The 25,794-nt window shown below is 72.3% G+C and carries 23 protein-coding genes; 4 read left to right on the plus strand and 19 right to left on the minus strand.

Translation table 11 applies throughout. The annotated features are described in order from the left end of the window. Window positions 1-72: 72 nt before the first annotated feature. From VM685_RS19670 to VM685_RS19680, 3 genes are all read right to left on the minus strand, one after another. On the minus strand, window positions 73-1,839 hold the full coding sequence (locus tag VM685_RS19670; protein WP_325461874.1) for a M10 family metallopeptidase C-terminal domain-containing protein: 1,767 nt from the start codon (window positions 1,837-1,839) through the stop codon (window positions 73-75). Between the two features lie 30 nt (window positions 1,840-1,869). Further along, window positions 1,870-2,355 (minus strand): hypothetical protein, encoded by a 486-nt coding sequence (locus tag VM685_RS19675; RefSeq protein ID WP_325461875.1) that lies wholly within the window; start codon window positions 2,353-2,355, stop codon window positions 1,870-1,872. Window positions 2,356-2,499: 144 nt separating this feature from the next. Continuing rightward, window positions 2,500-3,015, minus strand: coding sequence for a DUF1993 domain-containing protein (locus VM685_RS19680; RefSeq protein ID WP_325461876.1), 516 nt, complete (start codon window positions 3,013-3,015; stop codon window positions 2,500-2,502). Between the two features lie 150 nt (window positions 3,016-3,165). Here VM685_RS19680 and VM685_RS19685 point away from each other — a divergent pair, with 150 nt between their 5' ends. Next, complete coding sequence (locus VM685_RS19685) at window positions 3,166-3,561, plus strand: YciI family protein (RefSeq protein ID WP_325461877.1); 396 nt, start codon at window positions 3,166-3,168, stop codon at window positions 3,559-3,561. On the opposite strand, the gene VM685_RS19690 is transcribed toward VM685_RS19685, so the two are convergent. Next, complete coding sequence (locus VM685_RS19690; protein ID WP_325461878.1) at window positions 3,558-4,055, minus strand: OsmC family protein; 498 nt, start codon at window positions 4,053-4,055, stop codon at window positions 3,558-3,560. The two genes, VM685_RS19685 and VM685_RS19690, sit on opposite strands and share 4 nt — an antisense overlap. Window positions 4,056-4,233: 178 nt before the next feature. Between VM685_RS19690 and VM685_RS19695 the strand changes: the two genes are divergently transcribed. Together VM685_RS19695 and VM685_RS19700 are read left to right on the plus strand one after the other, a co-directional pair. Beyond that, a complete protein-coding gene (locus VM685_RS19695) occupies window positions 4,234-5,124 on the plus strand; it encodes an alpha/beta hydrolase (protein ID WP_325461879.1) in 891 nt (296 codons plus the stop codon). 89 nt (window positions 5,125-5,213) lie between these two features. Then, window positions 5,214-6,152 (plus strand): LysR family transcriptional regulator, encoded by a 939-nt coding sequence (locus tag VM685_RS19700; RefSeq protein WP_325461880.1) that lies wholly within the window; start codon window positions 5,214-5,216, stop codon window positions 6,150-6,152. Here the strand turns inward: VM685_RS19700 and VM685_RS19705 are convergent. The 5 genes from VM685_RS19705 to VM685_RS19725 form a co-directional block, all read right to left on the minus strand. After that, entirely contained in the window at window positions 6,139-7,167 is a 1,029-nt protein-coding gene (locus VM685_RS19705; RefSeq protein ID WP_325461881.1) for a DJ-1/PfpI family protein, read from the minus strand. The two genes, VM685_RS19700 and VM685_RS19705, sit on opposite strands and share 14 nt — an antisense overlap. 104 nt (window positions 7,168-7,271) lie before the next feature. Next, window positions 7,272-7,871 carry a DedA family protein gene (locus VM685_RS19710; protein WP_325461882.1) on the minus strand — a complete coding sequence of 200 codons (600 nt, stop codon included), beginning with the start codon at window positions 7,869-7,871 and terminating at the stop codon, window positions 7,272-7,274. A 73-nt stretch (window positions 7,872-7,944) separates the two neighbouring features. Next, the gene (locus VM685_RS19715) at window positions 7,945-8,790 is read right to left on the minus strand and encodes a hypothetical protein (RefSeq protein WP_325461883.1); all 846 of its coding nucleotides are present in this window, start codon (window positions 8,788-8,790) and stop codon (window positions 7,945-7,947) included. A gap of 486 nt (window positions 8,791-9,276) precedes the next feature. Beyond that, the gene (locus tag VM685_RS19720; protein ID WP_325461884.1) at window positions 9,277-9,969 is read right to left on the minus strand and encodes a hypothetical protein; all 693 of its coding nucleotides are present in this window, start codon (window positions 9,967-9,969) and stop codon (window positions 9,277-9,279) included. A gap of 151 nt (window positions 9,970-10,120) precedes the next feature. Continuing rightward, window positions 10,121-10,522: a GFA family protein gene (locus VM685_RS19725; protein WP_325461885.1), complete on the minus strand. Its 402-nt coding sequence runs from the start codon at window positions 10,520-10,522 to the stop codon at window positions 10,121-10,123. A gap of 378 nt (window positions 10,523-10,900) precedes the next feature. On the opposite strand from VM685_RS19725, the gene VM685_RS19730 reads away from it, so the two are divergent. Beyond that, window positions 10,901-11,617 carry a DUF6624 domain-containing protein gene (locus tag VM685_RS19730; RefSeq protein WP_325461886.1) on the plus strand — a complete coding sequence of 239 codons (717 nt, stop codon included), beginning with the start codon at window positions 10,901-10,903 and terminating at the stop codon, window positions 11,615-11,617. Window positions 11,618-11,785: 168 nt separating this feature from the next. On the opposite strand, the gene VM685_RS19735 is transcribed toward VM685_RS19730, so the two are convergent. The 10 genes from VM685_RS19735 to VM685_RS19780 form a co-directional block, all read right to left on the minus strand. Further along, window positions 11,786-12,706, minus strand: coding sequence for an MBL fold metallo-hydrolase (locus VM685_RS19735; RefSeq protein ID WP_325461887.1), 921 nt, complete (start codon window positions 12,704-12,706; stop codon window positions 11,786-11,788). 403 nt (window positions 12,707-13,109) lie between these two features. After that, window positions 13,110-14,570, minus strand: a complete 1,461-nt coding sequence (locus VM685_RS19740) for an amidohydrolase (RefSeq protein WP_325461888.1) — start codon at window positions 14,568-14,570, stop codon at window positions 13,110-13,112. A gap of 283 nt (window positions 14,571-14,853) precedes the next feature. Next, window positions 14,854-17,505: a methionine synthase gene (gene metH / locus VM685_RS19745; protein ID WP_414693394.1), complete on the minus strand. Its 2,652-nt coding sequence runs from the start codon at window positions 17,503-17,505 to the stop codon at window positions 14,854-14,856. Further along, complete coding sequence (locus VM685_RS19750; protein WP_325461889.1) at window positions 17,505-17,969, minus strand: DUF6882 domain-containing protein; 465 nt, start codon at window positions 17,967-17,969, stop codon at window positions 17,505-17,507. Before VM685_RS19750 ends, metH begins: the two co-directional genes overlap by 1 nt. After that, on the minus strand, window positions 17,969-19,030 hold the full coding sequence (locus VM685_RS19755) for a homocysteine S-methyltransferase family protein (RefSeq protein WP_325461890.1): 1,062 nt from the start codon (window positions 19,028-19,030) through the stop codon (window positions 17,969-17,971). Before VM685_RS19755 ends, VM685_RS19750 begins: the two co-directional genes overlap by 1 nt. Continuing rightward, window positions 19,027-19,947, minus strand: coding sequence for a methylenetetrahydrofolate reductase [NAD(P)H] (metF, locus tag VM685_RS19760; RefSeq protein WP_325461891.1), 921 nt, complete (start codon window positions 19,945-19,947; stop codon window positions 19,027-19,029). The genes VM685_RS19755 and metF overlap by 4 nt, the downstream gene beginning before the upstream one ends. After that, entirely contained in the window at window positions 19,944-20,915 is a 972-nt protein-coding gene (locus tag VM685_RS19765) for a metalloregulator ArsR/SmtB family transcription factor (protein ID WP_325461892.1), read from the minus strand. The genes metF and VM685_RS19765 overlap by 4 nt, the downstream gene beginning before the upstream one ends. Window positions 20,916-20,979: 64 nt before the next feature. Beyond that, window positions 20,980-23,496 carry a hypothetical protein gene (locus VM685_RS19770; protein WP_325461893.1) on the minus strand — a complete coding sequence of 839 codons (2,517 nt, stop codon included), beginning with the start codon at window positions 23,494-23,496 and terminating at the stop codon, window positions 20,980-20,982. 28 nt (window positions 23,497-23,524) lie between these two features. Beyond that, window positions 23,525-25,228, minus strand: coding sequence for a calcium-binding protein (locus tag VM685_RS19775; RefSeq protein WP_325461894.1), 1,704 nt, complete (start codon window positions 25,226-25,228; stop codon window positions 23,525-23,527). Between the two features lie 76 nt (window positions 25,229-25,304). Next, entirely contained in the window at window positions 25,305-25,790 is a 486-nt protein-coding gene (locus VM685_RS19780) for a GNAT family N-acetyltransferase (RefSeq protein ID WP_325461895.1), read from the minus strand. Window positions 25,791-25,794: the final 4 nt, after the last annotated feature.

The following is a 25,794-nucleotide window of genomic DNA, read 5'->3' on the forward strand; positions in this document are numbered from 1 at the left end:
GCGTTCCCTGCGCGACGAGCGGCGCCGGAGATGGCCTGCGGAGCGGGAGCCCCGCCCCGCAGGCCGAGCCGCCTAGAACAGGAAGTCGCCCGCGGCCACGCTCTTGGTTCCCATCAGGACGAAGGCGAACTCGGGGTCGCGGTCGTCGTCGAGGTTGCCCAGCACCACGCTGACGTGGCCCGAGCCCGCGCCGGCCAGGCCGTCCAGGTCGACGCCCAGCGCGCGGGCCGCGGCGTTGACGTTGCCGAAGGTCATGACGGTGATGTCGCCCGCGTCCTTCAGCCAGCCGTTGACCAGTCGGAAGCCCTGCCGGCCCGCCGCTTCGAGGTCGGCGTCCAGGCCCGAGAAGTCGAGCTTGTCCCCCTGCGTCCGGCTGAAGTCGAAGATCACGTCCACCGAGACCTGGGTCTTCTTCAGGTCGATCGGGTCGGACGCCACCTCGGCCACGAACCGGTCGGCCCCCGTCCCGCCGATCAGGATGTCCACCCCGTCGGAGCCGCGCAGCACGTCATTGCCCGCGCCGCCGTCGAGCGTGTCGATCCCGGCGTCCCCGTAGAGGTCGTCATTACCCGCGTTGCCGACCAGCCTGTTCTGGGCGCTGTTGCCCTGGATCAGGTCGTTGCCCGAGCCGCCGATGGCGTTCTCGATGGTCGTGCCGTAGGCGATGCCGACGTTGTCCACCAGCCGCCCGGCGTTGGGGTCCGCCGCCAGGTTGGCCATGCGGGTGTCGTAGGCCGCCTGCGGGAGGGGCGCGTAGCCGTCCGCCGCCCGCGTGGCGTTCACCGCCGCGAGGCTCGGCGCATTGGCCTGGGTGACCCCGCCGATGCTCGACAGGTGGCCGGGGCGCAGGTCGATGATCTGGTTGGTCGCGTAGCCCGAGGCGTCCAGGGTATCGATGCCGCCGGCGTCCCAGATGGCCATCACCGGCGCCGGGGTCTTCACGAAGTCGAAGGCGTCGCGCCCGGCGTTGGAGTTGAAGCCGTAGGTGGTGTCGCCGGTCCGCGTGGTCATGTCCGCGCCGTACATCATCTGGATCGCCAGGATGTCGTGCACCATGGGCGTCGCCCCGTAGGCGATGGTGCCGCGCAGGTAGTCGTGGTCCTGGATGCCCACCTCGCGCGGGTTCCAGTAGGACATGATGGTGTAGTTGCGGATGTCCTGGGCGTATTCCGCACCGTTGGCGTAGGTCACCGCGAAGCCTGGGGCGAAGTTGTAGTTGCCCGGGTGCGACAGGCCGAGGCCGTGGCCGATCTCGTGCACCAGGGTGTTCAGGCCATAGAGGCCCTCGTCCAGCTGGAAGTTCGAGGCCGTGGTGCCGGTGACCCAGACGTCGCCCACGATGTTGTAGGCCTGGGCGTTCACATGGGCGTTGGAGCTGACCAGGTCGGCGGGCAGGCGGGCGTAGGCCTGGGTGCCCGGCCGGTTCATGACGTTGCCGAAGTTGATGTCGCCCTCGCCCACCGGGGCTTCCTGGAACGAGATCGCCACCACGTCGTCCCAGTACTGGATCGCCTCGCGCGCGGCGGCCCGCTGGGCCTCGGTGAAGGCGCCGAAGCCGAAGTACTCGTTGAGCCCGTAGTAGGACCCGTTCAGCTCGTAGACGTAGCCGTTGGTCTCCAGCTCCTCCTGGCTAGAGAAGAAGCCGTAGGTGATGACCGTGGCGTCGCCGTCGCGCGGCACGCCGGTCACGCCCCAGGCCGTGCCGCTGCGGTTCAGGTACTCGGCCGCCTCCTCCGGCGTCCAGATCGTCTTTCCGTTGAATGTTCCGGACTGGCCATCCAGGGTTGCGTCATCGTCGTCGACGAAGAGGTCCGGATCGTGCGGAAGGATCTCGCTCATTCTTGAAGCCCCGTCAGGGTTAGGTGTTGATCAGCGTCCTCGCGGCCCTCCGGCCGTGCGCCAAGGCAGGGTTTCGTCCAGCGCCGCCTCGAGGGCGGCGTCGGCGGCGGGGCTCCCAAGGCCCCCGCCGCTGACCGGCGCGATCCGGGGGACCGTGCCGAGCAGATGGGTGTCCTCCGTCCCGCGTCGGAACGGCCGGATGGTGAAGGCCAGCACCTCGCCCGCCGCGCCGGGCGCGGGGTGGAGGCCGGCATGGACGATGAGGCTGACGGCGGTCGCGGGCTCCAGCATCGGCGAGCCGCTCACGCCGGCGCGCACCGGCATCGGCGCGCCCTGCGCCGCCAGGGTCCGCACCCGTTCGCAGAGCGCCCGCGACAGGGCCACGGGGTCGCGGCCGGGGGCCTGGACGGTGCAGTGGACGACCACCTCTTCCGCGCCCGACCAGGTGAGACTGGGGGTGGCCGCCAGGGCCGCGGCCGGCGCCGCCAGGCCGAGCGCCAGGGCGCCCGCACGCAACACGTTTCCCTGGCTCTTCGGCCTCAACGCCCACTCCCCATGGTGGCAGGCGCCGACGGTACACGGTTAGCGGATCATGTCACCTGGTTACGCTAGAAACTTTTATGTGACAATGAGTTACGTCGGATGCCCGACATATCGGCGCTATGCCGCGACCGCGCCCGCCAGGTAGTCGAGCTTGCCGATCGGCACGCCCTGGCTGCGCAGCAGGCCATAGGCGGTGACCACGTGGAAGTGGAAGTTCGGCAGCGAGAAGCGCAGCAGGAAGTCCCGCGCCGTGAACGTCAGGGTGCGTCCCGGGACCGGCAGCTCGATGATCCGGCTGTCGTCGCCGTTCACCGCCTCGCGGTCGACGCTCTCCACGAAGGCGATGGTCCGGGCGATGCGGTCCTTCAGCTCGGCCCAGGTGGTCTCCACGTCCGGGAAGCTCGGCGGCGTCACGCCCGCCAGCCGGGCCGCCCCGCTCTTGGCCGCGTCGCTGGCCAGCTGCACCTGCCGGGTGAAGGGATGCATGTCCGGCGCGAGCCGGGCGTCGAGATAGGCCAGCAGGTCCGCCCCCGTCGCCTCCGCATGCGCCTGCGCCTTGTCCATCAGGGCGGCGAGCGTCCTCAGCATCTGCAGGTAGCCGGGGATCGCGGCGTCGTAGAGCGACAGGGCCATCTGGGAAGTCTCCGTGGTGAAGCTTGAACAGGGCAGATAGGGAGGCGACGCTCCCGCCGCCATCCCGCCGTGATCCGGGCGGGACCATGTCGGCCCCCACGGCCGCCGTTCGTCCTTCGCCTGCACGCCCGAGAAAGAGGGAACCCGCGCATGCTCTACGCCCTCCTCGCCTACCACGAGGAACACATCGTCGAGTCCTGGACCGCGCCCGAGGACGCCGCCCTGATGGAGGACCTGCACAAGGTCCACGGCCGGCTCACCGCGGAGGGCCGCCTCGGCCCCGCCGCCCGCCTCGGCCGCACCCTCGACGCCCGCACGGTGCGCGGCTCCGACGGCCAGCCGGCCGTCCTCGACGGCCCCTTCGCCGAGACCAAGGAGCAGCTGCTGGGCTTCTACGTGCTGGACTGCGCCACTGAGGAGGAGGCCGTGCAGGCCGCCCGCGACCTGCAGGCCGCCAACCCCACCGCCGTCTACGAGGTCCGCCCGATCCGCCTCTACCTGCCCGGCGTGCCCTTCCCGGTCACCGACGCCGACGCGGCCCCCTAGTCGCGGCAGGCCGCCTCCATGTCGCGCAGGTGGCCGCCGCCGCCGCCGTGCGGCGCCTCCAGGCCACGCGGCTGGGCGAGCACCGTGACCATGTCCGCGCCGGCCTCCAGCGTCCGGTGCACCGGGCACTTGCCGGCGATCTCCAGCAGCCGCGCCCGCTGGCCGTCGTCCAGCGGCCCCTCGAGCGTCACCTCGCGCGCGAAGCGGTCGCGGCCCTGCGGGCTGGGCCGGCTGTGCAGCACCCGCACGGTCGCCCGGCTCAGCGGCCAGCCCTTGCGCTCGGCGTAGAGCCGCACCGTCATGGTCGTGCAGGCCCCCAGGGCCGCGGCCAGCAGGTCGTAGGGGTTCGGCCCCGAGCCCAGCCCGCCGAGCTCCGCCGGCTCGTCGGCCAGGAAGCTCGCGCCCGCGCTCAGCACCTCCACCTGGAAGCGGCCCACCCCCGTCTCGGTGACGGTGACGGCGTCCGGGTCGGCGTCCTGGGGTTCGTGGGTCATCGCAGGCCTCCGCAACACTGGGCCGCCAGATGAGCCCCGACGCGCCGTCCCTGTCGAGCCGCCCTCTCGCCCGGCGAGAGGCGCGCTTCCGCACCACGGCCCTGCTTCGCGCCGCCCGGCGGCGCCATGCTCCGCTCCGCCGACCTCCCCCGTCGGCGCCCTTCGAAGGAGACCTGGCATGGAAGCCCGCACCAACAGCACCGGTTTCATCACGACCAAGGACGGCGTCCGGATCTTCTACAAGGACTGGGGCGCCGGGCAGCCGATCGTCTTCTCCCACGGCTGGCCGCTGAGCGCCGACGACTGGGACGCCCAGATGCTGTTCTTCGGCGAGCGCGGCTACCGGGTGATCGCCCACGACCGCCGCGGCCACGGCCGTTCCGACCAGACCTGGGACGGCAACGACATGGACACCTACGCCGACGACCTGCGCGCCCTGGTCCTGGCGCTGGACCTGAAGGACGCCATCCACGTCGGCCACTCCACCGGCGGCGGCGAGGTCGCCCGCTACCTGGGCCGCCACGGGACCGACCGGGCGTCCAGGGCCGTGCTGATCGGCGCCATCCCCCCGGTGATGGTCAGGAAGGAGAGCAATCCCGAGGGCCTGCCGGTCGAGGTGTTCGACGGCTACCGCGCCGCCTACCTGGCCGATCGCCCGCAGCTCTACCGCGACATCCCCGCGGGCCCGTTCTACGGCTTCAACCGGCCGGGCGCGAAGGTCAGCCAGGGCCTGATCGACAGGTGGTGGCTGCAGGCCATGCTGGGCGGCTCCAAGGCCCAGTACGACTGCATCCGGGTGTTCTCCGAGACGGACTTCACCGAGGACCTGAAGCGCATCGACATCCCCGTCTTCCTGATGCACGGCGAGGACGACCAGGTGGTCCCGGTGGCCGACTCCGCGCTCAAGGCCATCCGGCTGCTGCAGAAGGGGACGCTAAAGGTCTACCCCGGCCTGCCGCACGGCATGGCCTCGACCCACGCCGAGGTGATCAACGCCGACCTGCTGGCCTTCATCCGCGGGGACGACGCCGCGGCCCGGCCGGCCGAGGCGGCGCTCGAGACGGCCTGACGCCCGGTTTCCAGGCGCCGGCGGGCGTCCGTCCCGCCGGCGCACCGGCGCCGTCGTGCGGCGGTCGTACGGCCGTGCTACGACACCGCATGGACCGTCTCGACGCCATGGCGACCTTCCTGGCGGTGGTCGACACCGGCAGCCTGTCCGCCGCAGGCCGCCGGCTCGAGGTCCCGCTTCCCACGGTCAGCCGCAAGGTCGCCGACCTCGAGCGCCACCTGGGCGCCCAGCTCCTGGTGCGCACCAGCCGCCGGGCGGAGCCGACCGACGCCGGCCGCGCCTACGCCGCCGCCGCCCGCCACATCCTCGACCAGCTCGAGGAGGCCGAGCAGACCGCCGCCGGCGAATACCACGAGCCCCGCGGCGCGCTCAGCGTCACCGCCCCCACCCTGCTGGGCGAGCTCCACGTCCTGCCCCTGGCCGCGGCGTTCCTCGCCGCCCATCCGCGCATCGACCTGCGCCTGTCGCTCACCGACGCGCCGGTGAACCTCGCCGAGGAGCACGTCCATGTCGCCGTGCGCGTGGGCGAGCTGGCCGACTCCGGCCTGATGGCCCGCCGCGTCGGCGCGGCGCGCCCGCTCACCTGCGCCAGCCCCGACTACCTGCGCCGCCGCGGCGCGCCGCAGGCCCCCGAGGACCTCGCCGCCCACGACGGCGTCAGCTTCAGCGGCTTCGCGGCATTCCAGTGGCGCTACGTCCGCGACGGCGTGACGCTCACCGTCGAGCCCCGCAGCCGGGTCACGCTCAACTCCGCCGCCGCCGCCATCGGGGCGGCGAGCGCCGGCCTCGGCGTCACCCGCGCGCTCGACTACCAGGCCGTCCGCGCGCTCCGCGAGGGCGCCCTCGTCACCGTGCTCGACGCCTTCGAGATCGCCCCGCGCCCCGTCCACCTGGTCTACACCGGCCAGGGCCGCCTGCCGCAGAAGGTCCGCGCCTTCCTCGACTGGATGGCCCCGGCGCTGAAGACCCGCCTCGCCGACCACGGGCTGGACGCCGCGCGGCCCGCCCCGGCCCTCACCAGCGGCTGACCGCGCCCCAGGGGTGCTCGAACTGCAGGGCCACGAAGCGGGCGGTGGGTTCGCCGTAGGCCGCGCCGATCTGGGCGAAGGTCCGCCGCATCACGTCCGGCCCCGGCAGCCCCACCGTCCGGTCGAAACGCTCCGGCGGGGTCGCCGCCCGGCGGACCACCAGCCCGTGGCGCGAGCGCACCGCCGCCGGCCCCGTCGCCCAGGCGGTGGAGCGCCAGGTCCGCGACCAGGCGTCCAGCGCCGTGCCGAACGCCAGCTCGTCGAAGCCGGGGCCGATCGGCAGGGCCACGTCCTCGTGCGTCCAGAAGGCCAGCCGGTTGCGCGCCCCCGTCCGCATGCCCGTCGCGGTCAGCCGGTAGTCGTCGCCGTCGTGCCGCACGTCGGGCAGCGGCAGGGCCAGCCGGCGCGCGGTGTCGCGCATCACCGCCTCGCCGGCCAGCTCGCCCAGCAGGGCCAGCGTCGCCGGCTCCCCGGCGCTGATCCCCGCCGTGGTCGTCACCGGCCCGTCGCTCACCCAGCGCCGGTCGTAGCGCCAGCGGACCTCCGGATGGGCCCTGGCCATGTCGCGGCGGCTGTACCAGTGGACCGTCGCCTGCCGCCCGTCGAGCAGTCCCGCCCCGGCCAGCACGCGGGCGCCGTTGCAGATCGACATGATCCGCGCGCCCCGCCGCATCTGCGCCCGGAGCCAGGCCGCGCGCGCCGCGTCCGCCTCCACCTCCAGGGCCGGCACGATCACCACGTCCGGCCGCCGGCGATCCAGCTCCGCCAGGGTCATCTGCGGCTCGACCCAGGCCCAGCCGGGCGTCAGCCTGGCCGGCGCCCGGCTCGCGGCGACCACCTTCACCTCCACCGCCCCGCTTTCCGCGAGGATGGCGTAGGGCGCGAGCAGGTCGGTGGCCACCGTCCCGCGCGCATCGGCCAGGATCACCACCAGCGGCCGGGCCGCGGCCACGCCGGCTTGGATCAGCCCGGCGGCGAGGCCGGCCAGGAAGATCGCGATCCGGATGAGGGACATGGGCGCCTCCTTGTCAGGCGACCGAAGCTAGGCCCCGCGCCGCTTGGCCGAAATGACGTATTTCCCGCCTTTCCTGCCACACAACCCAAGGGGCGCCGCCTGGCTCAGCCCGGCTTGCGCCGCCGCGCCACCCGCCAGACGTAGAGGACCACCACGCCGGCCAGCACCACCTCGCTCACCGGGTCCATCCAGCGCTCCACGAGGTGGTATTCCGCCGCCAGCAGGTAGCCCGCGCCGGCCAGGAACAGGGTCCAGACCGCCGTGCCCAGCGCCGTCCAGCCCAGGAACCGCCACCAGGCCATCCGCACCACGCCCGCCGGGACCGAGACGAAGGTCCGCACCCCGGGGATCAGCCGCCCCAGGAAGACCGCCCAGCCGCCGCGCCGCGCGAAGGCCCGTTGCGCCCGATCCAGTTCCTCGGTGTCGATGGTCAGCCAGCGGCCGTGCCGCTCCACCCACGCCCTCAGCCGCGCCTCCGGGATCCGCCGTCCCACGACGTACCAGAAGGAGGCGCCGGCCACCGCCCCGGCCGTGCCGGCCGCCACCACCCCGGGGAAGCTCAGGTGCCCCTGGGCCGCCGCGAACCCCGCCAGCGGCATCACCACCTCGGAGGGGATCGGCGGCACGAGGTTCTCGCCGAACATCAGCAGCGCCACGCCCACCAGCCCCGCGCCCACGACCACGCCCACGACCCACTCGAACACCCGGCCCGTTCCCTCGCAGCTGCCTGCCGATCCCCGCCTGCCGGGACTATCTAGGCGCCGGCCCCGGCGCCCGCTACCGCGCCGCCCAGCGGTCCACCACCTGGTACAGCGGCCCGTCGTAGGGCTTGCCGTGGGCGGCCTCCCAGCGCGCCTCCTCCTCGGCGTTGCGCGGCGGAACGGCCAGGATCGTCTTGCCGTCCGGCGAACGCTCGAAACGGGTGACGCAGATCAGCCGGTCGGGCCGCTGGGCCGCGGCTTCGGCCTCGGCCCGCCGCCGGGCCTCGTTCGCCTCCATCACCGCCAGGCGCTCGACGTACTTGCGCGGCGCCAGCCGCGCCGCCTGCCAGCGGATCACCGAGAAGCACAGCCGCGCCACCCACACGGTCTCCGGCGTGGCGGCCAGCGCCACGTCGCGCGCCTCGTCGCAGAAGTAGTCGGCCTGCACCTGCCGGGCCTGGGCGTACATGTCCTCGAACTCGGGATGGCGCCGCACCCAGCCGAGGATCGTCGCATAGGCCGGCATGGCCGGGTCGCGGGCGATGGCGGTCAGGCTCTCGCCCTCCATCAGCCGCGCGCAGATCGCCTCGCCCATGGCCGGGGTGTAGGTCGAGGGCTTGCCCCCGCGCGGCGGCTTCGGCCGCGCCGCCAGGTGCGCGAAGCAGGCCCGGTCCCGCCGCCGCCAGGCCAACCGTGCGGCCTGCTGCGAGGCCACCAATCCCTGGGCGAACTCCGGATGCCGCGCCATCCAACCGCGCAGGGTCGTGCGGTGCGGCGCCCCCGGCTCCGCACAGATCGCCCGCAGGCTCTCCCCCGCCAGCACCCGCCGGCAGATCGCCTGCCCCAGCGCTTCCGTATAGACGCTCATGCCCGGCGCAGCCGCGCCCGGCCGCGCCGGACTGCCGCCCGCCCCGTCCGCCATCGCCCGATCCTGCTGTTCAGATCCCGGCCGCGGCCCGCACCGCGCCCAGCCCTAACCCTGCCTCAGCCCCCCCGGAATGTCAAGAACAAACAGGGAACATGGAGACTCCTCTCCCCCCACACGCAGTGGGAGGGGAGAGGGTAGGGAGAGGGGCGGCGCGGCCGCTGCCGCCGTCGCCCGATGCCGGGTCGAGGGCCCTCGCCTGCCATCCGTCGCGCCGCCCCTCCTGCGCCGCCCCTCTCCCTACCCTCTCCCCCCGCGGGTGCCGGGTCGGGGGAGAGGAGCCGCCCGCCCCCTCCCGCCCTTAAGTCCATGGTTGATCGCGAGCCTGCCGGTCCAGGCGTGTCAAGGACGGCGCCTCCGGCGCCGCCGCCCCGCGGCCGGCCTGCGGCCGGTCCTTGAGACGCCTGGTCCGGCAGGCAGACTGGCCGCCATGGCCTTCGGCGCAGGACTGCGCCCGATGCGAGGACGCCGAGAGCACGTCGCTTAGCGGCTCTCCTGCGGGTCCTTGATGAAGACGCCGCCACGGTATTCCCATGCCACTGGACTTCGCGGCCCCACCCCGCTCTCCGCCTCATATGTGCGAACCACCGGCGTCCCATCGGCCGCAGAGAGGATGTCCGGGCGACCACGGCTTGAGGCGTCGAGAACCTGGCTCACGCCCCCCAGGCTCACCTTCCAGACCCGGACCCGGTACGCCGATCCGCCGGCCCAGATGGAGTATACGAGGTCGTCCCCATCCCACGGCCTGAACAGGCTGATCGGCGCATCCCCGATGTCCTGCACGTAGCGCATCGGTGGGATGCACCCGCGCACGCAATCCACGATGAACCGGTAGCCCTTTGGGGCGTCTTCGATGGTCGCGTGCCACTGCGCCTCGTGGGCGTCCAACCAGACAGAGGCCCTGACGCTCTCCGGCCGCAACCGCGGATGTGCGGTCGGTTGGTTCAGGCGCACTGCACAAGCGTCGACGTGGCCCAGGTACCATCCGAACCGAACAGCGGAGCCGTCGCCGGCGAGCGACGTCCAGTCCCTAGAGGAGTCGCTCCGCCGGAGCCGGTCCGAGAACACGCGCGTCATCCGCTCAGGATCGACCTTCCCAAAGAGAGGCGACGGCCGTCCGTCCAGTCCCCTTGCAAGCGTTAGGCAGTCGAGATCGGCCTGTTGCTCGACCGTCATGACCTGCCCCGGCGGCTCCGGTGGTGGGACCCCCATCATTGTGAAAAGCCCCTGTTTGGCCCTTGCCCACGCGCGACCATGCCATCGAGCACCCGCACTGTCAGTGGAGCGGATCGGCTACCTCTCCAGCCAGCGCGAGCAGGGAAGCCCCTCACCCCCGCGGGAACCCCTCCGGCAGCTGCGGCCACACCTTGTCGGGGTCGTACCAGCTGGCGCCGTCCGACCGCCAGATGTGCCACTGGCGCTCCGCGGTCACCGGGGTGTCGAGGCCGCCCATCCGGAGCATGACGGTGGGCTGGCCGGTCCGCTCGGCGACGAGCTGCGAGCCGCACGTCGAACAGAAGCGCCGGATCTTGCCCGGCGAGGACTCGAAGGCGCTCAGCGCCTCCTCGCCCCTCGTCCAGCGGAACCGGTCGCGCGGCACGGACGCGATGCTCGCGAAGGCCGCGCCGTGCGCCTTGCGACAGGTCTCGCAGTGGCAGTGGGCGACGCCCTCCACCTCCGCGGCGACCTCGTAGGCCACACGACCGCACAGACAGCTGCCGACCAGCATCGGGACGCGCCTTTCCAGCAAACGGGACTCGCCCAGCATACATGACGCGCCCTTCACCTCCCCCATCGCGGCAGCGATGGCGGGCGGAGCCGAGTCCATGAGCCCAGTGGCCTCATGGACCGTGCGGCGGGACAGGCCACCCCCTCTCCCGCGCGGAGCGGGGGAGAGGGTCGGGGTGAGGGCGGCGCAGGCGCTCGGGTCAGTCGCTCCGGGGGGACCCGTGCGCGCGGGTCCGACGCGGGGGATGCCCCGCCTCCCGCGCCGCCCTCACCCGGCCCTCTCCCGCAAGCGGGAGAGGGAAGGCCGCATACCGCCGCGGGGCCTTCCCCATCGCCCCCGTCCCGGCCTAGCCTCGCCTTGCCCAACCCGGAGCCCCGGATGCTCGTCCCCGTCCTCGCCGCCCTCGCCCTCGCCGCCGCCCAACCGGCCCCGGCCCAGCCCGCGCCGCCGCCCCCGGCCGAGGCCCCGGCCCTCTCCCCCGCCGCCCAGCAGGCCCTCGCCGGCTGGAAGGCCGAGTTCGCCAAGGTCCGCGCCGAACAGGCCGCGCTCCCCCTGCCCGCCGGGGTGGTCGAGGAGCTGGCCCGCCGCGTGGCCCTGGAGCAGGCCGGCCGCCGGGCGATGACGCCGATCATGGTCTCCGACCTGCCCGCGCCCGAGAAGCGGGCCGTCCTCGCCGAGGTCTGGCGCGAACTCACGCCGATCGACGAGGACAACACCCGCTGGCTGAAGACCGTGCTCCCCGCCGACGGCTGGTTCCGCCACAGCCGCGAGGGCAAGGAGGCCGCCCGCAACGCCTGGCTGATCGTCCAGCACTCCTCCGACCGCGACTTCCAGAAACAGGTGCTGAAGCGGATGGAGGTGCTGGTCAGCCGCGACGAGGTCGCCGGCCCGGACTACGCCCTGCTCTACGACCGCCTGGAGATGTTCGAGGGCCGGCCCCAGCGCTACGGCAGCCAGGCCTCCTGTCAGGACGGCAAGCTGCAGATCTATACCCTCGAGGACCCCGCCCGCGTCGACGAGCTCCGCCGCCGCGTCGGCCTGAAGACCACGCTGGAGGAATACAAGGCCATGATGCGCGTCGGCGCCTCCTGCTGACGCCAACACGCGAGCCCTTCCTCCTCGATGGAGGAAGGGTTGGGATGGTGTGGGCAGGGGCCCGGGCGAAGCTCAAGGTCGGCGCCGAGACGGGACGTCCTTCACCGCCGCGACCACACCACCTCCCCTACCCCTCCTCCATCGAGGAGGAGGGGGCGCTCACGCCCCTCACCCCTCCACGTCCTTCCACGCCATCCGCACCGCCCCGCCGAGCCGCGCCCGGTCGGGGTAGCGGTCGGCCATGGCGGCGGCGACGGTCTCCACCGCCTGGGCCGGGTCCTGGCCCGCCCGCTTCGCCTCGGCCGTCCGCCGCGCCACCTCGGCCAGGTAGTCGCGGTAGCCTGCGATGAAGCCCGCGTCGCCCACCGGCCCGTGGCTCGGCACGACGATCCTGGGCTCCAGCTCCGCCTGCCGGTCCAGCACGCGGCGCCAGTCGGCCAGCGTCGCCGTGGGCGTCGCCATCGAGGGCTGCAGCTTCATGGCCAGGTCGCCGGAGAACAGCACCCCGTCGGCCGGGACCCAGACGATGGTGTCGCCGGGCGTGTGCGCCGGGCCCATGGCCTCGATCTCGGCGCTCACCCCGCCCAGGTCCAGCACGTGGCGCCGCGCGAAGGTCAGGTCCGCCGGCCGGAACACCGCCCCCTTCAGCAGCGCCGCCCAGTCCGGCCCGCGCTCGGCGAAGGCGGCCGCCACCCGCAGGTCCGCGGCCGCCTCGCCGGCCTGCACCGACGAGCGGATCAGCACCGCGCCCGCCGGAAACGACTGGGCGCCCAGGTCGTGCTCGGGATGGGCGTGGGTGGCCACGAGGTAGATCTTGCGGCCCGGCGCGAGCCGCCTGGCTGTCGCCGCCACCGTCTCGCCGTTCGGCGGCCCGAGCCCGGTGTCGACCACCAGCACGGCCTTGCTTCCGACGATGAAGCCCACGTTGGGCAGGCCCGAGAGGCCGCGGTCGGGGATCACCTGCACGTGCGGCGAGACCCGCGTCAGGTCCTGCGCCTGCACCACCGGCGCCGGCAGCAAGGCCTGCTGCGCCGCCACCGCGCCCGCCCCCAGCGCCACCGCCGCCACGACCCCCCAGACCACCCGCATCACCGCCTCCGCCGCTCGAAGAGGCGCGGAGCCTGCAACACTGAAATCGCGGAGGCCACCCCCTCCTCTCCCCCCACACGCAGTGGGAGGGGAGAGGGTAGGGAGAGGGGCGGCGCCGGCCGCGCCACCTCCCGAGAGCCCCGGCAAGGATCCTCGGATCGACGCGGTGGAGACGGAGAGGCCCAGCCACCCCTCTCCCTACCCTCTCCCCCCGCGCGTCCCGCGTCGGGGGAGAGGAGGCCCGCTCGTCCCCCGCTTGCGGTGGAGGGGGCGCTGCGGCCCCTCAATCACACCACTCGTCATGGCCGGGCTTGTCCCGGCCACCCATGATCGCAGGAGCCTGCAGGCAGCCCCCGCGCGCCGGCGGCATGGATCCCCGGGACAAGCCCGGGGATGACGAAGCCTACTCCTCCGCGCCCGCCTTCGCCCGGTAGTCCAGCGGCGGCGCGCGGTCGCCGACCATGGCCTTGTAGGCGAAGCCCGGCCCGCGCTTCTGCTCCAGCTCGGCCTTGGCGGTCGCGATCAGCGCAGGCTCGCGGAACAGGGCCGCGCCGGTGAGCGCCAGCGTCTTGGCCGCCACCACCCCGCCCTTGGCGGCCATGCTGGTGCCGCCGGCCGCCACGGCCTGCCAGCTGTGCGCCGGCGTGCCGGGCACCCAGGTCGCCGCGCGCATGCCGACCGTCGGCGTCACCCAGCTCACGTCGGCCACGTCGGTGGAGCCGCCGCCGTCGCCGCCGATGCGCAGCGGCTGGATCTCGGCCGCGCTCTCCAGCTTGGCGTTGTTGGCCGGCAGCTGCTTGGCCATGGCCTCGGCGAAGGCCCGCTCCTGGGCGTTCCAGACCACCCCGCCCACCTGGCGCAGGTTCTGGTCCATCACCTTGGCCAGGGTCTCGTTGGGCAGCATGTTGTAGACGCCGCCGGTCTGCTCGAAGGTCACCTTGGTCTCGGTGGCCAGCGCCGCGCCCTCGGCCGCCTTCTGCAGGCGGGCGGTCACGTCGCGCACCACCTGCGGGTCGCGGTGGCGGACGTAGTAGTAGACCTCGGCCTTCTCCGGCACGACGTTGGGGGCCGAGCCGCCGTCGGTGACGACATAGTGGATCCGCGTCCCGTCCGGCACGTGCTCGCGCATCATGTTCACCGCGGCGTTCATCACCTCCACGCCGTCCAGCGCCGAGCGCCCGCGCCAGGGCGCGGCCGACGCGTGCGCCGAGGCGCCGGTGAACCGGAACTTGCCGCTGATGTTGGCGAGGCTGACGCCCTGGCTGGCGTCGTTGGCGTCGCCGGGGTGCCAGTGCAGGGTGGCGTCCACGTCCTGGAACAGGCCGGCGCGGACCATGTAGACCTTGCCCGAGCCGCCCTCCTCGGCCGGCGTGCCGAACACCCGCACCTCGCCCTTCACGCCATTGGCCTTCATCCACTGGCTGAGCGCGATGGCGCCCTGCACGGAGGCGGCGCCGAACACATGGTGGCCGCAGGCGTGGCCGGCGATCCCGGGGATCGGCTTGCGCGCCGGCTCGGCCGCCTGGGCCAGGCCCGGCAGGGCGTCGAACTCGGCCAGCACCGCCAGCACCGGCCCCTCGCCGGTCTTGAAGCTGGCCACGAAGGCGGTGGGCATGCCGGCGACGCCCGGCTCGACCTTGAAGCCCGCCTTCTTCAGATCCGACTGCAGCAGCGCCGAGCTCTTGTGCTCCTGGTAGCCGACCTCGGCGTAGCCCCAGATCTCGTTGGCCACCTGCGCCAGCCGGGGCGCGCCCTTGTCGACGCTCGCGACGATCTGCGCCCGGTCGGCCTGCGACAGCTCCGCCGCCTGCGCCCCGCCGACCAGCGCCACCGCCGCCACCGCCCCCAGAAGATACCGCCTCATCGAACGCCCCCTACTGCACATGCGAGACTGACGGTCTAGCAGTCCGCCCCGGCGCAGCGAAAGGCGCGAACGTCCGCCATGGACCCAATCCGCGCGCACAGACCTCCTCTCCCCCCACACGCAGTGGGAGGGGAGAGGGTAGGGAGAGGGGCGGCGCGGTCTTCGCCCGGGCCCCAGCGTCCGTCCAAGGGTCCTCGCTCCCAAGTCGGGAAGGGTTCAGCGGCCCAGCCGCCCCTCTCCCTACCCTCTCCCCCCGGGCCCCGCCTCGCGGGAGAGGAGCGCCCTACGCCGGCTCGTAGTTGAGGATCGGGGCGAGCCAGCGTTCCGCCGTCGCCAGGTCCCAGCCCTTGCGGCGGGCGTAGTCCTCGACCTGGTCGCGCTCGATGCGGCCGACGCCGAAATAGTGCGCCTCCGGGTGGGCGAAGTAGAGGCCCGAGACCGCCGCCGGCGGGGTCATGGCCAGGCCCTCGGTGAGCACCAGGCCGGTCTGGGCCGTGGCGTCGAGGATGCGGAACAGGGTGGTCTTCTCGGTATGGTCGGGCTGCGCCGGGTAGCCCGGGGCCGGCCGGATGCCGCGGTACTTCTCGCCGATCATCAGGTCGAGGTCGAAGGCCTCGTCGGGCGCGTAGCCCCAGAGTTCGGTGCGCACTTTCCGGTGCAGCGCCTCGGCGAAGGCCTCGGCCAGCCGGTCGGCCAGCGCCGTCGACAGGATCGCCGAATAGTCGTCGCCCTTGGCGCGGAACTCCGCCGCCATCTCCAGCTCACCATGGCCGGCGGTGACCGCGAAGCCGCCCACCCAGTCGGGCTTGGTCCCCACCGGAGCCACGAAGTCGGCCAGCGCCACATTGGCCCCGTCGCCCGACTTCAGCATCTGCTGGCGAAGGGTGTGCAGCCGGGCGAGCTCCGTCGTCCGGTCCTCGTCGGCGTAGAGCACCACGTCGTCGCCGTCGGCGTTGGCCGGCCAGAAGCCCACCACCCCGCGCGCCTCCAGCAGGCCCTCCTGGATGATCCGGTCCAGCATCCGCTGGGCGTCCTCGTAGAGGTCGGTGGCGGCCTTGCCGACCACGTCGTCCTCGAGGATCTGCGGGAACCGGCCGACCAGCTCCCAGCTGGCGAAGAACGGGCTCCAGTCGATGTGCCGGCGCAGCTCGTTCAGGTCGTAGGGCCCGAACGCCCGGGTCCCGAGGAACGACGGCTTCGGCGGGTCGTAGGCCGTCCAGTCCGGCGTGAAGGCGTTGTCGCGCGCCTCCTTCAGCGTGGCCCGCGCCCGGTTGCCCTGGCCGCGCGCGTACTGCTCGCGCACCTTCTGGTACTCGACCGCGGTCTCGGCGATCACCCGGTCGCGCTCGGTGGGCGAGAGCAGGTTGGAGACCACGCCCACCGCCCGGCTGGCGTCCAGCACATAGGTGGTCGGGCCGGACTTGTACTTCGGCGCGATCTTCACCGCCGTGTGGGTCTTCGAGGTCGTCGCCCCGCCGATCAGCAGCGGGATCTTGAAGCCCCGCCGCTCCATCTCGCCGGCCACGAAGGCCATCTCGTCGAGGCTGGGCGTGATCAGGCCCGAGAGGCCGACCATGTCGACCTTCTGCTTCTCGGCCTCGTCGAGGATCCGGTCGGCCGGGACCATGACGCCCAGGTCGATGACCTCGTAGTTGTTGCACTGCAGGACCACGCCCACGATGTTCTTGCCGATGTCGTGGACGTCGCCCTTGACGGTGGCCATCAGGATCCGGCCGGCGTGCTCGCGCGGCTTGCCTTCCTTCTCGGCCTCCATGAACGGCATCAGGTAGGCCACCGCCTGCTTCATCACCCGGGCCGACTTGACCACCTGCGGCAGGAACATCTTGCCCGCGCCGAACAGGTCGCCGACCACGTTCATGCCGTCCATCAAGGGGCCCTCGATGACGTGCAGCGGCCGCTCGGCCTGCTGGCGCGCCTCTTCCGTGTCGGCCTCGATGAACTCCGTGACGCCGTGGACCAGGGCGTGCTTCAGCCGCTCGGCGACGGTGGTGTTGCGCCACTCCAGCGACGGGCCCTTGGCCTCGCCCTTCTGGCCCTTGTACTTCGGCGCCAGCTCCACCAGCCGCTCGGTGTTGCTCATCTCCGGGTGGCGCTGCGGCCGGTTGAGGATCACGTCCTCCACCGCCTCGCGCAGCTCCGGCTCGATGTCGTCGTAGACCGGCAGGTCGCCGGCGTTGACGATGCCCATGTCCATGCCCGCGGCGATCGCGTGGTACAGGAACACCGAGTGGATGGCCCGCCGCACCGGCTCGTTGCCGCGGAACGAGAAGCTGACGTTCGAGACGCCGCCCGAGACCCGCGCGTGCGGCAGCTCGGCCTTGATCCGCCGGGTCGCCTCGATGAAGTCGACGGCGTAGTTGTCGTGCTCCTCGATCCCCGTCGCCACGGCGAAGATGTTGGGGTCGAAGATGATGTCCTCGGCCGGGAAGCCGACCTCATTTGTCAGTATACGGTACGCCCGCTTGCAGATCTCGACCTTGCGGTCCGCCGTGTCGGCCTGGCCCACCTCGTCGAAGGCCATGACCACCACCGCGGCCCCGTAGCGCAGGCACTTCTTCGCCTGCTCGATGAACTTGGCCTCGCCTTCCTTCAGGCTGATCGAGTTGACGATCGACTTGCCCTGCACGCACTGCAGCCCGGCCTCGATGACCTCCCACTTGGACGAGTCGATCATCACCGGCGTCCGCGCGATGTCCGGCTCGGCCGCCACGAGGTTGAGGAAGGTCCGCATGGCCCCGACCGAGTCCAGCAGCCCCTCGTCCATGTTGACATCGATGACCTGCGCCCCCGCCTCCACCTGCTGGCGCGCCACGCTGAGCGCCTCGGGGTAGTTCCCCTCCGCGATCAGCTTCCTGAACTTGGCCGAACCGGTGACGTTGGTCCGCTCGCCGACGTTGATGAAGATGGGTCGCATCAGCTCACAGATCTCAGGGTACGCATCACGAGGTAGAGGCCGCCGTTTTCGGTGGGCGCGCGGTACGCCCCCTCGGCGTCGAGGATGCGCGTGGCGATCGCCGCCAGCATCCAGCCGAGGCCGTCCAGGTCGTCGCTGACGAGGGACTCGGTGGTCAGCTCCTCGATGCCGTGCTCGGCGCCGAAGGCGCGGACCCGCTCCGCGTCGGCCACCGTAGCCGGCGGCCAGATGGAGTTGGCCCAGCCCCAGAGCCAGTCGGACGGGGCGGTCGTGCCGAGCACCTGGATGTCGGCCACGACCCGCGGGCCGTTCGCGTCGGAGAAGGTCAGGACGCCGGCGTCGGTGTCGTAGTCGTACCGCGCCCACTCGCCGAGCCGGTAGGTCTCCGTCGCGCGCTTCTGCTTGGCCATGAAGGCGTCGAACGCCTCGTCGCACCAGGCCTCGTACCAGTCCGGCGCCCGCATCAGGCGAGCTCGAACGGCTCGAGGCCCGCCAGCCGCATGGCGGTCGGCCGCTCGGGGACCTGCCGCGGCTTCAGGCCACGCACCTCGTCGGCGACGTGCCGGATGTGGTCGGGCGTCGTCCCGCAGCAGCCGCCCAGGATGTTGACGATCCCGTCCTCGGCCCACTGGTGCAGGGCGTGGCCGGTCTCGTCGGGGGTCTCGTCGTACTCGCCCATGGCGTTGGGGAGGCCGGCGTTCGGATAGGCCGACACAAGCGTGTCGGCGATCCGCGCCAGTTCGGCGATGTGCGGCCGCATCAGCTCGGCGCCCAGGGCGCAGTTCAGCCCCACCGCGAAGGGCTTGGCGTGACGGACCGAATTCCAGAAGGCCTCCACCGTCTGGCCCGACAGGGTGCGGCCGGAGCGGTCGGTGATGGTGCCCGAAATCCAGATCGGCAGCGGCTCGTAGCCCTCGTCCTCGAGGTCGAGGATGGCCTTGATCGCCGCCTTGCAGTTCAGGGTGTCGGTGATGGTCTCCACCAGGAACAGGTCCACGCCGCCCTCGTGCAGCGCCCGCACCTGTTCCGAATAGGCGGCGTAGACCTGCTCGAAGGTCACCTTGCGCGCGCCGGGATCGTTCACGTCCGAGCTCATGGACAGCATCACCGGCAGCGGCCCGATGGAGCCGGCCACGAACCGCGGCTTGCCCGGCTCCTTGGCCGTCCAGCGGTCGGCCGCCTCGCGGGCGATCCGCGCGCCGTGCAGGTTGATGTCCCGGACCGCGGCTTCCAGGCCGTACTCCGCCTGGCCGATCGAGGTGGCCGAGAAGGTGTTGGTCTCGGAGATGTCCGCGCCGGCGGCGAAGTACTGGTCGTGCAGGTCGGCGATGATGTCCGGGCGCGTCAGGCACAGCAGGTCGTTGTTGCCCTTCAGCTGGCCCGGCGCGTCTGCGAACCGGTCGCCGCGGTAGTCCGCCTCGTCGAGGCCGCGCTTCTGGATCATCACCCCCCACGAGCCGTCGAGGATGAGGATCCGTTCCTTGGCCGCGGCCTTCAGCGCCGCAATGCGCTCCTGCCTCGTCATGCCGCCGCCTCCTGGGGTTCGGGTTCGGTCTCGCGCACGCCCAGGACCCGGCAGATGGCGTAGGTCAGGTCGGCGCGGTTGAGGGTGTAGAAGTGGAAGTCGGCGAAGCCTTCCTCCGCGAGCCGGGCGCACATCTCCGTGGCCACGGAGGCGGCGATCAGCCGGCGGGTCTCCGGATCCTTGTCCAGGCCGTCGAACAGGTTGGCCAGCCACTGCGGCAGCTCGATGCCGATCGGCCCGGCCATCTTCTTCAGGCCCTTGTAGTTGGTCACCGGCATGATGCCGGGCGAGATCGGAATGGTGACGCCGGCCTTCCTGACCCGGTCCATGAACCGCAGGAAGCCGTCGATATCGAAGAAGAACTGGGTGATCGCTCGGGTCGCGCCGGCATCCACCTTGGCCTTCAGGACGTCGATGTCGTGGTCGATGCCGCTGCTCTCGGGATGGACCTGCGGATAGAGGCCTACGCTGACCTCGAAGTCGCCCACCGCCTTGATGCCGGCGGTGAGCTCGGTGGCGTTGCGGTAACCGTCGGCGCGGGGCGTGTAGGCGCCGCCGATCTGGCCGGGCGGGTCGCCGCGCAGCGCCACGATGTGGCGGATGCCGGCCTCCCAGTAGTCGCGGATCACCTCGTCCACCTCTGCGCGGCTCGCCTCCACGCATGTCAGGTGCGCGGCGGGCTTCAGCGTCGTCTCCTTCAGCATCCGCAGCACGGTGCGGTGCGTGCGGTCGCGGGTGGAGCCGCCGGCGCCGTAGGTCACCGAGACGAAGGACGGGGCGAGCGGCTCGAGCCTGCGGATCGCCTCCCACAGGCTCTCCTCGGCCTCGGGCGTCTTCGGCGGGGAGAACTCGAAGGAGACGTTCGGGCGCGGGCGGCCGCCGACCCCGGCGCGGGCGATGGGACCCAGGGCGGTCATGCAGCAGTCCTCTGCGGCTGTCGGGCGCGTTCGGCGACCCAGATCTTCACGGTCAGGCCCCCGTCGCGGGCGGGAGCGAGGGCTTCGACGTCGACATGGACGAGGGAGCTTTCGGCGAGCCAGCGGGTCATCTCGGCGTCGGAGAAGCCCAACCTGCGGTGTTGGTGTTGCTCCCGCAGGTACTCCAGGTTGTGCGGCGCGAAGTCGACGATGATCAGCTTGCCGCCCGGCTCCACGAGGCGGGCGGCCTCGCGGACCGCCGCGGCGGGGTCGGCCAGGTAGTGCAGCACCTGGTGGACTACCACGAGGTCGGCGCTGGCGTCCGGCAGGCGGGTGCCGAAGATGTCGCCGTGGCGCAGCTCGCAGCGCTCGAGGCCGGCCTCGGCCACCTGGTTGCGGGCGATGTTCAGCATCTGCTGGGAGAGGTCGAGGCCGAGCGCGTGCTCGGCGTGGGGCCCCAGCAGGGTCAGCATGCGGCCGGCGCCGGTCCCCAGGTCCACCAGCCGGCGGAACGGGCCCCGGCCGGCGGCCTTCAGGATGGCGGCCTCGACGGCGGTCTCGGAGACGTAGAGCGAGCGGATCTCGTCCCAGCGGGCGGCGTTGCGGGCGAAGTATTCGGAGGCCGCGTCGGCGCGCTCGGCGCGCACGGCGATCAGCCGCTCGGCGTCGCGGGCCAGCACCGGATCGGCCGGATCAATGCGGCCCAGCATCTCGGAGATCAGCTCGCCGGCTTGCCCGCCGCCGGTAAGGCGGTAGAAGACCCAGGCCCCGTCCGGGAAGCGCTCCACCAGGCCGGCCTCGGCGAGCAGCTTCAGGTGGCGCGAGACGCGCGGCTGGCTCTGGTCGAGGACGCGGCAGAGCTCGAGCACCGCCAGCTCCTCGCGGGCGAGCAGGGCCAGGATGCGCAGGCGCGTCGGCTCGCCTGCCGCGCGCAGCACGTCAACAGCCTGGCCCGCCGAGAGCGTCATAGGCCATATAAAGATATCTTTATGTCTTTAAGTCAAGTGGCCAACACGCTCGGGCCGGGCAGCGTCACACACCGAAAAGCCACCCGGCGGGGAGGCTGGAGCCCTGCACGCCGACCAGGATCATCTGGTGGTTGCCACCCATGTAGACCCAGAGATCGTCGAGGATCTGGCGCAGTTCGTAGGTCGTGCCCGGATCCAGCTGCACGCGGTCCCCCTCGGCGGCGTTGAAGTCGAGGATGCGGTCGACGCCCGCGTCCTGCGAGCCGTGGAAGATGTCCGCCCCGCCGCCGCCGGTGATCGTGTCGTCGCCGCGGTCCCCGGAAAGCCAGTCGTCGCCCGCGCCGCCAAACAGCACGTCATTGCCCTGGCCGCCACGCACCACGTCCGCACCGACGCCGCCGTTCAACGTATCGTCGCCGAGGTTGCCGTAGACCAGGTCAGATCCATCGTCGCCATTCAGCCGGTCCTGGTCCTTGCCGCCCACGACCCAGTCGTCACCGTCGCCACCCGACGCGGTGTCGTCGCCGGCGTTGCCATGGATGTCGTCGAAGTCCGCTCCGCCTTCGAGGCTGTCATGACCGTCCTCGCCCCGCAGGTAGTCGAGGCCTGCGCCGCCGGTGATGTCATCGTCGCCGGCCCCGCCGAGCACACGGTCACCGCCGTCGTCGCCGGCGAGGCTGTCGGCGCCCGCCAGCCCCTGGATGGTGTCCGCGCCCGCGCCCCCGCTGTAGGTGTCGGGCCCAGACCCCAGGGAGATCGACTCGGGGCCGGGCCAGCCGCCGACCGAGCCGGTCACCCCCTGGACGTTATCCGACGAGATGTCCGAGAGCGTGCGGTTCGCTAGGATGACGGCGTCGCTGGCGCCTCCTCGGCTGAGGCCGTCGGCGAATACAACCACATCCGCACCCACCTGCACGGCGACATAGCGGGCGCTGCCGGCGGCGATCGTCTGGTTGGCCCAGGCGTAGGCCTCCGCGTAGGTGGCCTGCGTCGCTTCCAGGTAGCCGCCGCCAGCGACAGTGTCGAACACCAGGCGGTCGTCCGAAGACCAGTCGAGGACGACGTCCTGGGCGGGCGAGGTGGGCGGTTGGACGAGGCCGATCTGAAGGCGCCAGAAGGTGTCGAAGCCTGCTCCACCGCTGAGCGTGTCTGCGCCGGAGCCGCCGATCAGCCGGTCGTCGCCCGCCGCGCCGGCCAGGACGTCGCCGCCATCGCCGCCGTCAAGGGTGTCGCCGCCGCCGCCGCCATCGAGGCTGTCGCCGCCCCCCAGGCCCGAGACCAGGTTGCCGAACGCATCGCCGGTGAGCGTGTCCCCATGGGCGGAGCCTTCGAGGTTTTCAAACCCGGTGAAACGGTCGGTTCCGTCCACACGACTGGCCCGCCCGTGCCCGCTTTCGAGGTCCACCCTGACGCCTTCGACGGCGAGGCGGAAACTGAGCACATCCACCCCGGCGCCGCCGTCGAGGGAATCGTCGCCGTCGCCGCCCGACACAGTGTCGTCGCCATCGCCCGCCGACAGGGTGTCGGCCCCTGCTCCGCCGCGCAGGTCGTCATTGCCTTCCTCCCCCACCAGGCGGTCGTCTCCATCGCCTCCGTCCAGCAGGTTCCCGAACGCATTGCCCGTCAGGGTGTCGGCGAAGGCGCCCCCCGCCAGCCCTTCAACGCTGACCAGGCGGTCCACACCCAGGCCACCGCCGACCGCCTGGAAGGTGGTGAGGCGCAGGTCCACCACCACTCCGCCGGTCGCATCCGCGTAGCTCGCGAGGTCGCCGCCGTCGAAGCCGCCGTCGAGCTGATCGTCGCCGGCCCCGCCCGCCAGCACATCGGAGCCGGCTCCGCCCAGAAGGGTGTCCGCGCCGGCCGCCCCGAGGATCACGTCGTCGCCGCTCAGACCGTCGAGGGAATCTGCGCCGCCCGAACCCGCCAGCGCGTCCGCCGCCAGGGTGGCCAGGCCCGTCGCCGCCGTCGGCGCGCCCTGTCCGGGGCGGGCGACCGGGGTCGCGCCGCCGGAGACGATCATCGCGTAGTGAATGTCCGCCAGGGTCCTGAAGGGAAGGATCACGACGTCATCCGCAACGCCGTCGTCATCGCCGCTGTCGGCGAACACCAGCACCCAGGCCGAGGACTGCACGGCCACGGCGACATAGTTGACGCCGCCGGTGGCGATCAGGCGGTTGGCAAGCGCGTAAGCTTCGTCGACCGAGGCGGCAGCGCCCTCGACATAGTCGCCGAGGGTCGCCGACGGACCGGCGAAGCGCAGCCGGTCGTCCGCGCTCCAGTCGAGAATGTAGTTCCGGGCTCCATCGAGAGGCGCGTCGCCCCGGGAGACGCTGAACAGGTCGGCGCCGTCTCCGCCATAGGCCTGATCGGCTCCCGCGCCGCCTGCGAGGGTGTCGGCCCCATTGCCGCCTTCCAGCCTGTCGGCCCCGCCGCCGCCCGACAGCAGGTCGTCGCCATCGCGGCCCTGGATCGAGTCGTCGTCTCCAGTCCCCGTGATCGTGTCGGCGCCCGCGCCGCCGGCGGTGGTCTCGCCGGGCGCGGCGAACGGGCCGTTGGCTGTTCCGAACACGCTGCTTGCCACCCCTAGTCCCCCAGCCACCTTTGCCCCCTCACGCCCCGAAGATCCAGCCGGCCGGCAGCCCGCTGAGGGTGACGCCCACGAGCACCATCTGGTGCCCGCCGCCCATGTCGATGACGGTGTCCAGCCCCTCCTGGCGCACGGCGTAGGTGGCGCCCGGATCGAGCTGCACCCGGTCGCCGGCCTGGAAGTCGGTGACCCGGTCGATGCCGGCGTCCTGCGAGCCGTGGAAGATGTCGTTCCCCGCCCCGCCCGTGATCGTGTCGTCGCCGCGGTCGCCGGAGAGCCAGTCGTCGCCGGCCCCGCCGGTGACGATGTCATGGCCCTGGCCGCCGCGCACGACGTCGGCGCCGTCCCCGCCCTGGACGAAGTCGTCGCCGAGGTTGCCGTAGACAATGTCGGCGCCGGCCTCGCCGAGGAGCTCGTCGCGGTCCTTGCCGCCCACCACCCAGTCGTCGCCGGCCCCGCCGCGGACGGTGTCGTCCCCCTCGTTGCCGTGCGCGTCGTCGAAGCCCGAGCCGCCGGCGATGGAGTCGTTCCCCGCGCCGCCGCGCAGGAAGTTGGCCCCGGAGGTGTCCAGGATGAGGTCGTTCCCGTCGCCCCCCATGATCCGGTCCGCGCCAGCGTCGCCCCAGAGCTCGTCGTCGCCCTCCAGCCCCTCGATCCGGTCGTCGCCGCCCTCGCCGTACAGCACATTGGCCACGGCCGAGCCGGTCAGGCTGTCGCCGTGGTCCGAGCCCCACAGCGCCTCGATGTTCAGCAGGGTGTCGAGGCCGAGGCCGGTCTGCTGGGCCGTCGTCAGCCGCAGGTCGATGGTCAGGCCGCCGTCCGCGAAGAAGTAATAGTCGGCCAGGTCGAAGCCTTCGCCGCCGTCGAGCAGATCCGCCCCATAGCCGCCCTCCAGCACGTCGTCGCCGGCGCCGCCGGTCAGCACGTCGTTGCCGGCAAGGCCGCCGATCAGGTCATCGCCGCCGTTCCCCGCCATCTGGTCGACGCCGTCGCCCCCCAGCATGGTCTCGGCGCGGTCGCCGCCGTGGATCCGCGAGCCCTGCTCGCCCACAACGACCAGCTCGACGCCGTCGAGCCGCAGGTCGCCGGCCGGCGCCGGCTGGTCCATCCAGACCTCGACGAAGCGCTCGACCTCGTTGAGGAAGGCCAGGTCCTCCCCCTCCCCGCCGTCGATGCGGTCGACGCCGTCGCCCGCCAGAAACAGGTCGTTGCCGGCTCCGCCGGACAGGGTGTCGGCGCCCGCCCCCCCGATCAGCAGGTCGGCGGCCACGCCGGGACCGCCATGCAGCACGTCATCGCCCGCGCCGCCGTCGATGACGGTCTCACCCGCGAAACCGGTCAGGGTGTCGGCGCCCGAGGCGCCCACGAACTCCACCACCAGACCCGGGAAACCGGCGGCCATGGCCGCGAGGGTGACCGTCGCCGGCAGCTCGGTGATGACGCTGACCAGGGCGCCGGCCGCGTCGTAGAGCTCCACCTCGGCGATGGCCCCGGTGAACGGCTCGCCGCCGGCCGGGCCCGGCGCGAAGGCGCCGACCGGGGTCAGCTCGATCCGCCAGCCGGCCATGCCGGATTCCGCGGCGCCGGTCAGGATCACCTTCTCGGGCGTGACGGAGGTGACGGTGTAGCGTCCGGCGCCACCCAGGATGGCGCGCAGCCAGTCGCCAGTTGGCGCGGCCGGGTCGCCGTTGAACGGCAACGGCCGCAGAAAGGTGATGGTCGTCATGGATAGCCCCCCAACCGTCAGTTGAGGGGAAAAGGCGCCGGCTCGTCAATCGTGCGGCTGTGACGACGCCGGACGCTCAGAGCGGCTGGAACATCACCAGCACATCCACATAGCCTTGCGTCGGGTGTCTGAAGGCAAGTGGTAGCCGCCCGGCGATGTCGAACCCGAGCGACTGCCAGAGGCGCACCGCGCGCGTGTTGGTGCTCACCACGAAGTTGAACTGCATGGCGCGGTAGCCGCGGGCCCGGCCGTGCCGAAGCGAATGCTCGCACATGGTGCGCGCGACGCCGCGCCCGGTGGCCGCGGCGCCGGTCATGTAGCCGCAGTTGCAGACGTGGGCGCCCCCGCCGGCATGGTTGGGCCGCATGAAGTAGGTCCCAACGATCCGGCCCTCGTCGTCCTCGGCCACGAAGGTCTCCTTCTCCGGCGCGAGCCAGTAGGCCAGCGCCTCGCCTTCGCTCATGTCCGGGTCGAGCGCATAGGTTTCCCCGGCCCGGATGGTCGGCCCGATGATCGACCAGATGGCGGCGGCGTCTTCGGCGCGGGCAGGACGGATCAGCATGTCC

Origin of the sequence: Phenylobacterium sp. (assembly GCF_035539035.1) — a bacterium.
In the GTDB taxonomy this organism is placed as follows: domain Bacteria; phylum Pseudomonadota; class Alphaproteobacteria; order Caulobacterales; family Caulobacteraceae; genus Phenylobacterium.